Raw genomic sequence first — 13,834 nt, forward strand, 5'->3', positions numbered from 1 at the left:
GTACAACCATTGTCACTTGCCACAGGTCTCCTGATCGTCCAGCACCTCCCCGCACCTCCCTCGTGACCGCCGCATCCCTGGAGACCTCTTGCGCCCCCGAATCCCCGCCCGCGCCACACTCCTGGCCACCGCCGTCCTCGCCGCCACCGTGAGTCCCGTAGCACTCGGCGCCCCGGCGTCGGCCGCACCGGCCAAGCACGTGGACGACTTCAACGGCGACGGCCACCGCGACCTGCTCCTCGGCGACCAGAGCGCCACCGTGGCCGGGAAGCGGAACGCGGGCGCGGTCGTCGTCGTCTGGGGCTCGGCGACGGGGCTGAACCCCGCCAAACGCTCGGTGATCACACAGAACAGCCCCGGCATCGCGGGCGTGGCCGAGGCGAAGGACCGCTTCGGTGCGAAGGTCACCTCGGCCGACCTGAACAAGGACGGCTACGCGGACGTCGTCGCAAGCTCCCCCGGCGAACTGCACGCCGACCGCCACGGCACGCTCACCGTCCTGTGGGGCTCCAGGTCGGGCCTGACCAAGGGCAGTACGTACGCGTCCCCGGGCAGCAAGAAGCACACCTTCGGCCTGGACGCCGCCATCGGCGACTTCAACGCCGACGGCCGCCTGGACATCGTGTCCGTGGACGGCGAGTTCGTCTGGTTCCTGCGCGGCCCGTTCACCAAGGCCGGCGGGCGCGGCAAGGCCACCAACCTCGACCCGTGGGACGGCGAGGACATCAAGGCGGAGATGGTGGTGGCCGGCAAGGTCACCAAGGACGGCACCGCGGACTTCGCGCTCATCGGGTACGACACGGACACCAACAGCAAGCGGGTCTGGTTCTACCGGGGCGGCAGGAACGGCCCCGCCAAGCCGTGGAAGAGAAGCCTCCCCGCCGCCGCCTCCGACCTCGCCGGATCGAGCGCCGTGATCGCCGACTTCGACCGCAACGGCTACGGCGACCTCGCGATCGGCGTCTCCCGCTCGGGCAGGGGCGGCGCGGTCCACGTCATGCCCGGCACGGCCACCGGCCCCGCCGGCAGGCTCACCACCCTCAGCCAGAACACCGCGGGCGTCCCCGGCAGCCGTGAGGACAGCGACTACTTCGGGTACGACGTCTCAGCAGCCGACACCAACGGCGACGGCTACCCCGACCTGGCCGTCGGCGCCCCCTACGAGGCCCTCGGCACCAGCTACTGGGCCGACGGCTCCATCACCGTCCTGCGCGGTGGCTCCACCGGCCTCACCGGCAGGAACGCCCGCCAGTACGACCGCACCACCCCCGGCCTGCCGAACGTCTCCCCCGACAACGCCTGGCTCGGCGCCTCCCTCCTCCTGCGCGACTACAACCGCGACGGCCGCGCCGAGCTCATCGCCACGGCCAACGAGGGGGGCCGCCTCCACCTCCTCCCCGGTACCTCGTCCGGACCGACGGGCACGGGCTCCCGGACGCTCACCGTCGCGCAACTGGGTCTGGGGGCACGGGCGTTCATGGGGGCGGAGCTGGCGGACTGACGCCCCCGGCGAGACGCGGCCCGGTTCCTCCCCGGCGCGGCGGCTCCGGGCTCGTCAGCCATCGGCTCGTCGGCTCGTCGGCTCGGCGGCGCGGCGCCGCGGCGGCTCGTCGGCTCGACGGCGCGGCGGCGCGGCGGCTCGTCGGCTCGGCGGCGCGGCGGCGCGGCGGCCATCGGCTCGACGGCGCGGCGGCTCGTCGGCGCGGCGGCTCGTCGGCTCGTCGGCTCGTCGGTCTGACGAACGTGACGGGCGCCGCGTCGGGAGCGAGCCGGCGGGCTGAGGCAGGTTGAGGCGGATTGTGGCGGGTTCGACGTACGCCTCTCCCGGCGCCTGCCACCAGGCCCCCCTGTGCCTCGTTTTCCCGCACCGGCACGGGGGTGTCTTCATATCTCGAACACGTGCATCATTACTGAGCTGAGTCGTTGTCAATGAGGTCAATGGTCCGGGCGAGGTGCAGGGTGCGCGTGCGAAGAGCCGGTCGGGGTACGACGGCCACCAGCGGGTTGGCAGCCCTCGGCACCCTCGTCGCACTCACCGCCTGCGGCCCTCTCGCCGGCGACGAGGGAGCAGCCGCCACCCAACCCCCCGTCCAGGTCGCCAAGGCCCCCGCCCAACGCCCCGTACCGCAGGGCGACGGCAGCAAGGTCGCCGACGACTTCAACGGTGACGGTCACCGCGACCTGGTCCTCAACGACCTGGTCAAGAACCAGCTCCACACGGACGACGCCGGTATCGGCGTCGTCTACGGCTCCCCGGCCGGACTCGTCCCCGGCGCCCGGCAGTTGCTGAGCCCGGCCCGCCAAGCAGCCCGTACGAAGGGCCAGTTGCCGGCGGTCTTCGACGCGGTGGCGAGCTGCGACCTCGACGGCGACGGCTTCACCGACCTGGTCGTGTCGACGGACCCCCCGTACGACGGCCAGGGCCAGCCCCCGGTACCGCTCCAGCTCCTCTTCGGCTCCCCGGGCGGCCTCACCGGCCGCGCCGTCGCGCTCACGATCCCCGCACAGGCCCGCGCCGGCAACGAGTGGCCCGACCAGCCGGTGTGCGGCGACTTCGACGGCGACGGTGCCCAGGACCTGGTCGTCCACGCCTCGGAACAGCAACTCAGCTATCTGCGCGGCCCGTTCACCCGCAAGGGCGCCCCGAGCGAGGCCGGTGCGCCGATCGCCGCCCCCGGCAACGTACCGACGGGTCCGGCGGCCGACGTGAACGCCGACGGATACGACGACCTGGTCGTCCGTACGACGGAGGGCACCGCCGAGTCGGCGGTCGTCCTCGGCGGCCCGGACGGCCCGACGCGCACGGGGACGGTGCTGCCCGAGGGCATCGATGTCGCCCTCGGCCGCTTCGGCAAGGGGCGTGACCTGGACGCGGCGGTGGGCGCGATGGACGGAACGTCACTGCGCTACGACCTCCCCGACGCCGCCTCCGGCACCCTCGACTCCCCCGGCTCGATGCTCGACACCGGCGACTTCGACGGCGACGGCCGCGACGAACTGGTCTCCAGCGGCTCACGGTTGAGGGTGTTCCGGGCGCCGACGGCAGCGGCCGGCCTCTCGGCGAAGGGCATGGTCACCGTCGCGCCGCCCGCCCGGGGAACGACGCGGGTGCTCACGGTCGGCGACTTCGACGGAGACGGCCGGGCGGACCTGGCGGTTCGGACGTACCGGGGCGAGACATGGGACGAGGTTGCCGTCCATCCCGGGACCAAGGACGGAATAGTGGCGGCGGAGCCCTCGGTGACGTTCTCCAGCTCGGAGTTCCTGTAGGGGCGCGCGGGAACACCCGAAAAGCTCCCGTCTCCCGTACGAGACCGACGACATGCTTCCGTAGCCGAACGGGGCGGGAGACTTCCGCGATGCCGCCCTGACGCGTCTCTGACCCTGCCCTGACACCACCCTGACGCTTCCCTAGGGGAAATGCGAGAGCCCCCTTAAGGGATGTAACAGCTGGGCAGCAAAGCGGGGCCCTGAAGCCCGGGCCCCACCCGTCACTCTGCGGGACCAGGTACGTTCGATGACGTGGCTGGATTCAGGATCGGACGCGGCGGCCGGGACAACCGAGCCCCGCAAACGCGACCGCAACAACACCCGCAGCCGTACGGCCCGCAGCCCCCGCAGGGCGGCCCGTCGTACGGCTACCCGCCCGCGCCGCAGCCGCCGTACAGCGGAACGGGCGGCGCCGGACGCCAGTGGCCCCCGCAGGCGACCGCCGGCAGCGGACCCGGCGGGCACGGCCACGGCGAGCCGGAGTACTTCGGCGACGACGGGCACGGGCGTGGTCCGGGGCACGGCCCCGGCCCCCACCACGGGCATCCGAACGCGCCCGTGGACCCGTACGCGGCCAACAACCCTGGTCACACACAGGCGTTCACGGTCAACGACGACCCGTACAACCAGGGCGACACCTACCGCGCCGGCGCGGCCTCGGCCCCGCCGGCCGGTCCGCGGCTGCGCTGGAAGGAACTGCTGCGGGGCATCGTCACCTCCCCCGACCGCACGTTTCTCCAGATGCGCGACTACTCGGTGTGGGGGCCGGCGCTCGTCGTCACGTTCCTGTACGGCCTGATCGCCGTCTTCGGGTTCGACGACACGCGCGAAGACACGATAAACGCGACGCTCAACAACGCCATCCCCATCGTGCTGACGACGGGCGTGGCGATGGTCCTGAGCTCCTTCGTCCTGGGCGTGGTCACCCACACCCTCGCCCGCCAGCTCGGCGGCGACGGCGCCTGGCAGCCGACGGTCGGCCTCTCCATGCTGATCATGTCCATCACGGACGCCCCCCGCCTGCTGGTCGCGATGTTCGCGGGCGGCGACGCACCCTTCGTACAGATCCTGGGCTGGGCGACCTGGGTCGCGGGAGGCGTACTCCTGACCCTGATGGTCCGCCGCTCCCACGACCTGCCATGGCCGAAGGCACTGGGCGCGTCGGCGATCCAGCTGATCGCGCTGCTGTCGATCGTGAAGCTGGGCACGTTCTAGGTCCAGGAGACGTGAGTACGACGGGAGGGGCTTCCGGCCGGGTGCCGGGCCCCTCCCGTCGCTTTGTCCCGTCGCTTCTTCTCCCGTCTCTTTGATCTCTTTCGGGAGACGGGAGACCGACGCCTGACGACGTCCGTCGCCCGTCTTCGGAGGGTGGGGACAGTCACCTACTCGGGGACGAGCGGTCACCGGAGGACTTGTCCACCGGGCGGGCGGCCGCGGCGGCCATGAGGGCCAGCATGAGCGCGATCACCCCGACGATGATGTTGTTGACGATGGTCCTGGTTGTGCTGACGTCGCCTGCCACGACCCACGGCGCGAAGATCGTCCACACGCTGAGCGCGCAGGCGGCCCACGCCATGCTGTGCGACCGCTCGTACGCCCGGCCGAAGCCACCGCTCATGATCACGGCGTATGCGATGCCGACGATCAGATTGTTGACCGCCAGGGTGGAGAACTCGTTGAAACCCGCGATCCACGGTGAGGCTGCCAGGTAGAGGCCCGTGATCAGGGCCATTGCCTCGACGGCCTGGGCCCTCGGAGTACTCGCGACATGCTCGGCCATCTCGTGCCGGTTCCGCATGGCGAGGATGTCAGGATGCGTTGCCATGTCCGACCGGGGCTGTGTCGTCATTCCGATACCTCCGATTTGCCCGTTATGTGCACCAGCACAAAGGCGAGTGCCCCACGGCAGACGGGTTAACCGTCGGCGACCGAAGATGCTGCGGAGGAAGCAGCGCCCACGAACAGCGGTGGTCGACGCCGGACCTCAAGATCGCAGAACCCATGGGGGCGACGGACGGAACGTGACAACGACGACGGCAGAGCGACGGCGCCCGGGACCACCGCCACCGCCGCTGAGATCACGACGGCAACGGCCCACAGCGGCAGCATGAGCCCAGGTCAGAGCGCTTCCGTGTTCGGCTTGGCCGTTTCACCCGACCTGTGTACCGGAGGCAGGACACTCCACGGGAAGTTGATCCAGTCGTCGGTCCGCTTCCACACGTACTCGCACTTCACGAGGGACTGCGTCTTCTCGTAGATCACCGCGGAACGCACCTCGGCGACGGCGTCCAGGCAGAAGTCCCGCACCAGTTTGAGCGTCTTGCCGGTGTCGGCGACGTCGTCGGTGATGAGGACCTTCTTGGCGGAGAAGTCGATGGCGCTGGGGACGGGCGCGAGCATGACGGGCATGGGCAGCGTGGTTCCGACGCCGGTGTAGAACTCGACATTGACAAGGTGGATGTTCTTGCAGTCGAGGGCATACGCGAGCCCGCCCGCCACGAACACACCCCCGCGCGCGATGCTGAGCACGACGTCGGGCTCGTACCCGTCGTCGGCGATGGTCTGCGCGAGTTCGCGGACGGCGGTGCCGAACTGTTCGTAGGACAGGTTCTCACGTATGACCGTCATACCTGCGTCCGGTGGAAGTTGAGGAAGGACCGGGAGGCGGTCGGCCCGCGCTGCCCCTGATACCGGGAGCCGTACCGGTCGCTGCCGTACGGGAACTCGGCCGACGAGCTCAGCTGGAACAGACACAGCTGGCCGATCTTCATACCGGGCCAGAGCTTGATGGGCAGCGTCGCGAGGTTGGAGAGTTCGAGCGTCACGTGTCCGGAGAACCCGGGGTCGATGAACCCGGCGGTGGAGTGGGTGACGAGCCCGAGCCGCCCGAGCGAACTCTTGCCTTCGAGGCGGGAGGCGAGATCGTCGGGCAACGTGATGACTTCGTACGTGGAGGCGAGCACGAACTCCCCGGGGTGGAGGATGAACGGCTCGTCACCCTCGGGCTCGACCAGGCGCGTGAGGTCTGCCTGTTCGATCGAGGGGTCGATGTGGGGGTAGCGGTGGTTCTCGAACACCCGGAAGAAGCGGTCGAGGCGCACGTCGACGCTCGACGGCTGCACCATGGATTCGTCGTAGGGATCGATCCGCACTCGCCCGGCGTCGATCTCGGCCCGGATGTCCTTGTCTGAGAGAAGCACGCCCCGAGGATACGCAAGGCGCGCGGACCGGCCACAATCGGCCGGTTCCGCGCGCCTGCTACTGCGGGTACTTCACGTGCTTCTACTTCATGTACGGGTACTTCGCTTGCTTCTACTTCACGTGCGGGTACTTCGCTTGCGGGTACGTGGCTTGCGGGCACTTCACGTACTGCTGCTGCTCCGATGCCGCTGCTCCAACGCCACCGGCACCACACTGCGGAGCCGCGCGCAGCGCGGACACCGGATCAGCCGGCCGGGGCCGAGCCGCTCGGCCTGCTGCATCGGGAACGAAGCTGTGTTGAACACGTGCCCTTCGGCACAACGGACGACGGTGCGCTCGATCAAGTCCTCAGAGTCCCTTCCCCAAGAGCCGTCGCCGGTAACTGTCGAGACCGACGAGGAAAGCCACATTACGGGACGAAAAGGGCGCCCCTCCAGACGGCACTCCGATCCCGCCCAGCCCCTCTTCCGCGCCCCCACCGTACGCCCCAACTCCGGCCACTCGCAGCCGGGTCGCGCCGCGAACATGGGTCCGGGGCCCATACGGAACCCACTCGGAACGCACCCGGAATCCACCGGAAATCCACCAGGAACAGGGGCAGGCCCACGGCTCGGCGCCGGGGGCCTGGCATGGGGTAGAGTGACTGAGCGTTCCGACGCCGGTCCAGACCGGCGTATTACGCGGGTGTAGTTTAGTGGTAGAACATCAGCTTCCCAAGCTGAGAGTGCGAGTTCGATTCTCGTCACCCGCTCCATGCGAAACCCCCAGGTCATAGACCCGGGGGTTCCTTGTTGTCTAGACCGGTGGGCTGCTGCCGCACCACAACCGCACCACTAGGTCGTAGAACCGAAAGCCGTCCGGGAGGCCGACGACCGCGCGGGCGCGCCGCCACTTCCGGCCGAAGCATGTGCGGCGGAAGGCCGCCCCTTTCTGTGGCTTGCTGACGACCAACGAGCGTGAAGGACAACGCAAGCGCACCATGAAGCCAGGCAGCGCAGAGGAGGGCTCGACATGGGCAAGCAACACCACGCTCAAGAGCCGCAGTAATGGGGCCCACGCAACTCGCAGGGGTCCGCGCCACCGGCGAACGTCTGGCCGGCACCGCCGCAAGGCTCCCCGCCGCAGAGTCCCTATCAGGGCGAGACGACACCCCGACCGAAGAAGCGGCGCCGCGTCTTTCTGTGGGTCTTCCTGGCCGTCCAGATCTTGTTTCTGATCTGGGTGATCGCGGGCGCCGCGAGCGTCAGCGGCACACCCGAAGAGTGCCGAGGCCGGACCGGCGACGCCTTGGAGCTGTGCAACGACGCGAACGACGTCGGAACCACAATCGGCGTGGGTCTCATCATCGGCCTGTGGGCAGCCGTCGACGTCATCCTTGGCTTCACATACGTGGTCTACCGACTCGCCAGCCGGCGCACCTGAGACGGGCCGTCGCAGCCGAGCGGCAGGCGGTACGCAGGTTCAGGTGAGCCGGTAAGTGTCTTCGAGTTCCTGCCGATCAGCGGGGAGCAGCACATCAGAGACTTGCAGGGCCTGACCGGAGGCGTCGTGCGCGACGACAAGGACACCGAGGACGGGCACGCCGTCCGGCAGCTCCAAAAGCTCGGCCTCGCCCCGCTCAGGGAGCCGAGCCGAGATACGTTCGGTCACATGGTCGAAGCGGACCTTCTTCCGCGCCTCAAGGTGAACACGGGTGCCGCCGCTCAGCAGCTGCGCACTCTCCAGCTCAGTGCCCTCGACCAGGCCGACCGGGAAGTACGACGAGACCAGCTCAACGGGTTCGCCGTCCTCGACAACGAGGAACCGGCGCACGAGGACCTTGGCACGCTTCGGCAAGCCGAGCGCAGAGGCGACGCGCGCCGGAACAGGAACCCGACCAACCTCGACCAACCGCCCAGGGGTCTGCGTCTCATCACGCACGAGCGCTTCGTTGCCCCGGCGGTCCTTGTGCTCCACGACGGCCGGACGTCCGCGCACGATCGTGCCGTATCCCTGCCGGGACTCCAGCCAGCCGTCACGCTTCAGCAGTTCCAGCGCCCGGACGACGGTCGGTCGGGACATCCCGAAGGCTTGCACCAGTTGATTCTCACTGGGTACACGGGTTCCTGGCGGATACGTGCCGTCCTCGATGCGCTGCTGAATGGTCTGCGCGAGGCGTACGTACTTCGGTGCCTCCACGTCATACGCCATGAGCGCCGCCGCCTGTCGAGATTGGCCAAGTCAACTGGTCAACCAGACTAGCGACGAATCCGCCGACGCAGTACCAACTGAAGATATTCCCCTCGTCACGCCGGCCAGGCATCGGCGACCACGAAGGAGACCACCGTTCCGCCGAAGCGACTGGGCCCGGAGTGCCACGACTCCGCGATCGAGTCGACGAGGAGCAGCCCGCGCCCGTGTGCGTCGTTGGCGTCGGGGCGCCGGAGTCGCACGTTCGCAGGGAAGCCCGGATTGTGCACCTCGACCCGCAACGAGGCCTCTTCCCGGAACCACTCCACCCGCACGACCCAGGGTTCGTCAGCCTGTCCGTAGCGGATGGCGTTAGTGACCAGTTCCGAGATCATCAGCGCGCAGTCCTCGACCGAGCAGGCAGGGTTGTACGGGGCGATGAACTTCCGGAACCAGCGTCGGGCCCGAGGGACGGACTCCGGGGTCGGATGCAAGGTCATCGCTCCGAGCCGCGGTGAGTCCTCAGAGGGGTAGCGGTCGATCCTGTAAGCCATCCGCGCTCACTCCTTGCCGCTGCCGTCACAGTCGAGGCAGCGCCGCTTCGATGTGGCACGGGTGCGGTCGGCGGCAGCGGCAAGCGCCAAGGACGTACGCGAACTGACATGCTTCCAGCCGCGCCCCCGGCAACTCCGACAAGGTAAAAGCGCTTCCTGGTCCGGCCGCTGACTCGTCACTCCGTGCCCCCTTCCGATCAAGTGGCCTTAGCCACTTACTGGATAGTGGCATTAGCCACTTGTGGCGCGCAAGTAGTTCGCCGAAATGACGAGCCATCAGGTGAGCGGATACCCCTGCTCGAACGCCCAGCGGTGCGGCGGGTAGGTGGCCTCGGCGAACTCCAACGGCCGGTCCTGGAGGTCGAAGACGACGTGATGCACGATCAGGACAGCCGCGCTCGGCGCAAGTTGGAGGTCCGCTACCTCCTCGTCGGTCGCCTGCCGGGCACACATTCGATCTTCGGCGTAACTTCCCTGTCGTCCCGTCATGTTCTCGACGTACATCAGGGTGCCCTCCTGGATCCGTTCCGGTTCCAGAAGCTTGGGCGCCCTCTGCCCGACGTCCGGCGCGAACCACGAGGTGGACAGCGTGATGGGCCCGTCCTGGTTGTTGGTCACACGCCGGCGATGCACGGCCCGACGGTCCTTCACCAGGCCCAGCGCCTCAGCAACGTGATCCGGGGCATCCAGCCACCCGGCCGACGTGATCACCGCGTACTCACCGGGCGTGTAGATCTTCCCGGTCTGCCGGGCCCGCCCATACAACTCACGTGCCCGCCGGTTCACTTCCAGACTGCGGACGTACGTGCCCGACCCCTGCCGCTTCTCGACGAGCCCCTGATGACTCAGCGCCTCCAACGACCGCGCCGCCGTCGGCCTGGATACCTTCCAAACCGCCGCCAACTGCCGCTCCGAGGGAACCTCGTCCCCCGGCCGAAGGTCGCCCCGAAGGATCTGATCACGGATGAAGTGCGCGATCTGTAGGTACTTCGGCTGCGCCTCCTCAATCTGAGGCATGTCTCCTCCTCGTCCAAGTGGCTATAGCCTCTAGCCACTATAGGGTGATTGGTCAAGAGCCGACCCCGTACCCTTGAGCACATGACGCGGTTGATCGTCGCAGCAGGAGGAGGGGGCGACGCAGTCGCCGCCGCAATGCTTGACGCCGCCCTGTACGGCAACAGCGAGCGGGCGGTGATCCTCACGTACGCCTGGGACCGCTTGCTGATCGACCCGGTACCGGGCCCCAGAGGATCCGATGACTTCACGGGCCTCGAACTGCTCACTCCGGCCGTCTGGACAGTGCCGGCGGAAGCCCGCCCGAACGCCCCGGCAGGGTCGACGCTCCCTCGACTAGCGACAGAGCTTCCGCACTCTTTCGCCCTGATCGACCCTGGGCAGGGCGTCGAGGGCGTCACGCGCCAACTCGAAGAGCTGGTCACCTTCTTGCAGCCGACCTCCATCGATCTCCTGGACGTCGGCGGCGACGTGTTGGCCCGAGGCGACGAACCGACGCTGAAGAGCCCACTCGCCGACTCACTGGCACTGGCAGCATGCGGCCAAGTAAACGCCCCCATACGCCTGTTGGTTGCAGGCCCCGGTCTCGACGGCGAACTGTCACACGAAGACCTGCAAGGCATGCTCGGCCCACTCGTCCACACCTTCACTGCTGAAGATGCGGAGCCGATCAGCGCGGTCCTGGAATGGCACCCCTCAGAGGCAACAGGCATGCTCGCGGCAACAGCCAGAGGCGTACGCGGCACGTGCGAGGTCCGAGACGCCGGACTTCCCATCCCGCTCACCGACGAGAGTCCGACCGTCCACGAGGTCGACCTGGACGAGGCGTTGGGCCGCAACGAGTTGGCCCGCGCCATCATGTCGACCACCACCCTGGACCAGGTGGAGGCACTGAGCCGCGAGGTCTGCGGCTTCTCCGAAATCGACTATGAGCGCAACAAGGCTCTCTGGCTCAAGGATCAACGGCCAGCGAAGCTCGACGCCGAATCGGTGCTGATCCAGCTCGCCCAGTTCGAGGCGGAAGCCCGAAGCCGCGGAGTCACTCACACGACGTTCCGCCACCTCACCGAAGTGCTGAATCTCGACGGATCGCAGCGCGATGACCTGCGCCGACTGCTCATCAACAACCGACCGGAGCAGTACGCGGCCCCACTCTGGTGCATCTCAGCCCCCACCTGAGTAACAACCTTCTTCACGGGTTCAAGGCGGCTCGCTCCGCTCCCCGCACGCGGCCCGGGCGCCGGCCGGGCCTGCACTCCTGTCTCCGCCCCGCTCCAGCCCGGCCGGCGCCCGTGCCGCGCGCAACAGCATGCAGCCGCCTGAGGCCAGAAAAGGGGTACGTCGTTGTTCGGGTGGTCACTCACTCCGCAGCAGTGCCACATGTAAACCTACGCCGACCTATCACGGGCGCTTGCTGCCAGACGCATATTTCGGATCCCCCAAAACGGCGAGGAAGCGACGGAAACTTCTACTATTGGCTGCCATTGAATCCAAGTTGCTGAACCTAAGGATCCTTGGAGCATCGGCCGTCTTATCGTATCTGCCTTTAGTCATGGCGGAATTGATCAGATCGCAAGGCGCGTCATGCCGATCCGCCTTATTTGGGCATGCTGCACGACTGATACGCTCAGGATGAGAATACTTGGAACGCTGCTTGATAAAGGCTTCAGGGCTCGCAATCAGCCAGTTCTCGAAGGTGCGGTCCTTGATGACGACTCGCACGACATCGTCAACCTCCTCGCGAAGTCTTCGCTCGATATCCGCCGCCCTCGCACCTGCGCACGTCTCGCTATTTTCTCGATCCAGAAGCACGACGACCAGTTGCGCATTCCGTGCAAGGGAGAGCTGGATGCCCGTACGAAGCCCCTTAGTTAGAACAGGGATAGGAGACAAAGGGTCGACCGAGGAACGAATTGGTCTGAGGAGTTGCGAGCCCACCCGCTCCTCCAATGCCGGATATATTTCCGGGAGCCCTTTAACTTCCGATTCACCCTCAGTAACGACGCCAATTCGCTTCATCTTCGACTATTTACCCTTCGACGTCACTGCCCGGGAGCGTCTGTGGAATCAGGCCACTGTCGTACAGATCGAAGACATCGAACCCTTTCTCATAATATAGATCTTTCGAATCCGGCAATGCCTTGATTAGCGGCTTAATGTGCGACCTGCCGCCCGCACGCCACAGCAATACGACTTCTTCGGGGCGTAGGAGCTTCAACAGGATCGGGCTGTGCGTCGTAAGGACAACTTGACGATCTTCAACCTGCCGACACTCTTCGAGGAATCGCCTCAAAACCCATGGGTGAACAGCATTCTCGGGCTCTTCGATCAGAACGATCGGTCCCCGCCGGTCGTGCAATGCGAGCAAGAGTGCCAAAGCCTGGATGGTGCCATCGGACACCTCCCTCGCAGACCAAGGGCGTCCGCTACCTGTTTCGTGGAATTTTAGAACAAGCCCTCCACTGTCCGGGCTCGGCTCGGTAGAGATATTCTCAAGATTAGACATGATGTGCCGCATGCCGGACATCACTTTTAGCCAGACTTCTTTCTGCCTCAGAGCGGTGCGGGCTACGACAGCAGGCAGGTTACCCCCGTCACTCTCAAGCGACGCATTCGGGGTTAGCGCCCCTGGATTTCGGCAAGCCGCAGGATTCAGCCTATACGCTTGAATGAATGACATCCTGCGTCGAAACTCTCTGAATACTGGGATCGGAACTGCAATGTCATCTAGCCCAGAGCCAGACTGCATACCTGGCACACTGAACAATTCTTCCTGGCTCCCACGTTCCCTCTCGCGCCAAAAAAAGCCAAGCGCATTTTTGCAGATCTCCCGAATGGCAGGGTTAACCTCATGACTCTCCACCATGTAAATACGAGTGTCCGCGTGCGCCTCAGTGGAGATCTGTAGAATCTTGAGAAGCGTATCGCCAGAATCAAGAAAAACCGTGAAAGACTCCTCGGTTAGGGCGTAATCCGAGGTGCTTTTTCCCGAAGCCGGCTTGATCGTGAAAGAATGCTCGATGCGAAACTCGTAGTCGCTGTCCTGCGGCCCGTTCCTGCGGCCCGTGAATCGCGGGACTTCAGATAGGGACAACGAGGCCTTCACCAAAAATTGGACACCGATGGTAGTCCGGCGCGTTGCCCGAAAAGCAATAGAGTCAATTCCGCCCGATCGCCCCACTGCATATTCGGTTCCAAATCGATAGACTTCTCCCAGGAATCCGATCGCGTCGACTAGATTACTTTTCCCTGAACCGTTAGGGCCAGTAAGGACCCGAAAGCGCGAGAAATCTAGACTCACGTCATACAGGGATTTAAATCGCTTGATCCTCAAACTTTCGAGCTTCACGCTAGGGTCTCCTTCTTCGGGGCGCCCTGACGGACATTTAACGCAGCTCGCTTGAAAGTTGAACTCTGCGAGAGAGTCATGATGCACCCTTGGCTGCGACTTGTCAGGATCTTCGGCACAGTCCTACCCAGAAGGATGGATGGGACATCGAGCACACGCTCCTTCCGCATCAGGAAGCCAGCAGCGTGAGGGCCCCGCACCAGTCGACCGGCACGCCGCCAGTCCCTCTCTGTCAGCCTTGGGTGAGACGTCCCGTTCTGCGGGGTTAGCCTGAGAG

The 13,834-nt window shown here is 66.3% G+C and carries 14 protein-coding genes and 1 tRNA gene; 6 read left to right on the forward strand and 9 right to left on the reverse strand.

Going from position 1 to position 13,834, the window contains the following annotated elements:
• The first annotated feature begins 88 nt into the window (after positions 1–88).
• The 3 genes from RB628_RS26170 (at position 89) to RB628_RS26180 (ending at position 4,485) form a co-directional block, all read left to right on the forward strand.
• Positions 89–1,501 (forward strand): FG-GAP and VCBS repeat-containing protein, encoded by a 1,413-nt coding sequence (locus RB628_RS26170; RefSeq protein WP_318322960.1) that lies wholly within the window; start codon positions 89–91, stop codon positions 1,499–1,501.
• 458 nt (positions 1,502–1,959) lie between these two features.
• A complete protein-coding gene (locus RB628_RS26175; protein WP_318322961.1) occupies positions 1,960–3,270 on the forward strand; it encodes a VCBS repeat-containing protein in 1,311 nt (436 codons plus the stop codon).
• A 252-nt stretch (positions 3,271–3,522) separates the two neighbouring features.
• Positions 3,523–4,485: a Yip1 family protein gene (locus tag RB628_RS26180; protein ID WP_318322962.1), complete on the forward strand. Its 963-nt coding sequence runs from the start codon at positions 3,523–3,525 to the stop codon at positions 4,483–4,485.
• Positions 4,486–4,648: 163 nt separating this feature from the next.
• On the opposite strand, the gene RB628_RS26185 is transcribed toward RB628_RS26180, so the two are convergent.
• The 4 genes from RB628_RS26185 to RB628_RS26200 all read right to left on the reverse strand — a co-directional run bounded on the left by RB628_RS26185 (position 4,649) and on the right by RB628_RS26200 (position 6,812).
• A complete protein-coding gene (locus RB628_RS26185; protein WP_318322963.1) occupies positions 4,649–5,119 on the reverse strand; it encodes an SPW repeat protein in 471 nt (156 codons plus the stop codon).
• Positions 5,120–5,388: 269 nt separating this feature from the next.
• Positions 5,389–5,898 carry a phosphoribosyltransferase gene (locus RB628_RS26190; RefSeq protein WP_318322964.1) on the reverse strand — a complete coding sequence of 170 codons (510 nt, stop codon included), beginning with the start codon at positions 5,896–5,898 and terminating at the stop codon, positions 5,389–5,391.
• Entirely contained in the window at positions 5,895–6,470 is a 576-nt protein-coding gene (gene dcd, locus RB628_RS26195) for a dCTP deaminase (protein WP_318322965.1), read from the reverse strand. The genes RB628_RS26190 and dcd overlap by 4 nt, the downstream gene beginning before the upstream one ends.
• A gap of 162 nt (positions 6,471–6,632) precedes the next feature.
• A complete protein-coding gene (locus RB628_RS26200; protein ID WP_318322977.1) occupies positions 6,633–6,812 on the reverse strand; it encodes a hypothetical protein in 180 nt (59 codons plus the stop codon).
• A 339-nt stretch (positions 6,813–7,151) separates the two neighbouring features.
• Here RB628_RS26200 and RB628_RS26205 point away from each other — a divergent pair.
• A tRNA-Gly gene (locus RB628_RS26205) sits at positions 7,152–7,225 on the forward strand.
• A 452-nt stretch (positions 7,226–7,677) separates the two neighbouring features.
• On the forward strand, positions 7,678–7,893 hold the full coding sequence (locus RB628_RS26210; protein WP_318322966.1) for a hypothetical protein: 216 nt from the start codon (positions 7,678–7,680) through the stop codon (positions 7,891–7,893).
• Between the two features lie 39 nt (positions 7,894–7,932).
• On the opposite strand, the gene RB628_RS26215 is transcribed toward RB628_RS26210, so the two are convergent.
• From RB628_RS26215 to RB628_RS26225, 3 genes are all read right to left on the reverse strand, one after another.
• Positions 7,933–8,661, reverse strand: coding sequence for a GntR family transcriptional regulator (locus tag RB628_RS26215; RefSeq protein ID WP_318322967.1), 729 nt, complete (start codon positions 8,659–8,661; stop codon positions 7,933–7,935).
• A 95-nt stretch (positions 8,662–8,756) separates the two neighbouring features.
• The gene (locus RB628_RS26220; protein WP_318322968.1) at positions 8,757–9,194 is read right to left on the reverse strand and encodes an ATP-binding protein; all 438 of its coding nucleotides are present in this window, start codon (positions 9,192–9,194) and stop codon (positions 8,757–8,759) included.
• A 276-nt stretch (positions 9,195–9,470) separates the two neighbouring features.
• Positions 9,471–10,211, reverse strand: a complete 741-nt coding sequence (locus RB628_RS26225; protein ID WP_318322969.1) for a GntR family transcriptional regulator — start codon at positions 10,209–10,211, stop codon at positions 9,471–9,473.
• Positions 10,212–10,292: 81 nt separating this feature from the next.
• Here RB628_RS26225 and RB628_RS26230 point away from each other — a divergent pair, with 81 nt between their 5' ends.
• Positions 10,293–11,387: a DUF1152 domain-containing protein gene (locus tag RB628_RS26230; protein ID WP_318322970.1), complete on the forward strand. Its 1,095-nt coding sequence runs from the start codon at positions 10,293–10,295 to the stop codon at positions 11,385–11,387.
• Positions 11,388–11,609: 222 nt separating this feature from the next.
• Here the strand turns inward: RB628_RS26230 and RB628_RS26235 are convergent, their stop codons facing one another.
• Together RB628_RS26235 and RB628_RS26240 are read right to left on the reverse strand one after the other, a co-directional pair.
• Positions 11,610–12,227 carry a DUF4276 family protein gene (locus RB628_RS26235; protein WP_318322971.1) on the reverse strand — a complete coding sequence of 206 codons (618 nt, stop codon included), beginning with the start codon at positions 12,225–12,227 and terminating at the stop codon, positions 11,610–11,612.
• A 10-nt stretch (positions 12,228–12,237) separates the two neighbouring features.
• Positions 12,238–13,557, reverse strand: coding sequence for an AAA family ATPase (locus RB628_RS26240; protein ID WP_318322972.1), 1,320 nt, complete (start codon positions 13,555–13,557; stop codon positions 12,238–12,240).
• Between the last annotated feature and the right edge of the window lie 277 nt (positions 13,558–13,834).

Origin of the sequence: Streptomyces sp. ADMS, assembly GCF_033441795.1 — a bacterium.
Taxonomy (GTDB): domain Bacteria; phylum Actinomycetota; class Actinomycetes; order Streptomycetales; family Streptomycetaceae; genus Streptomyces.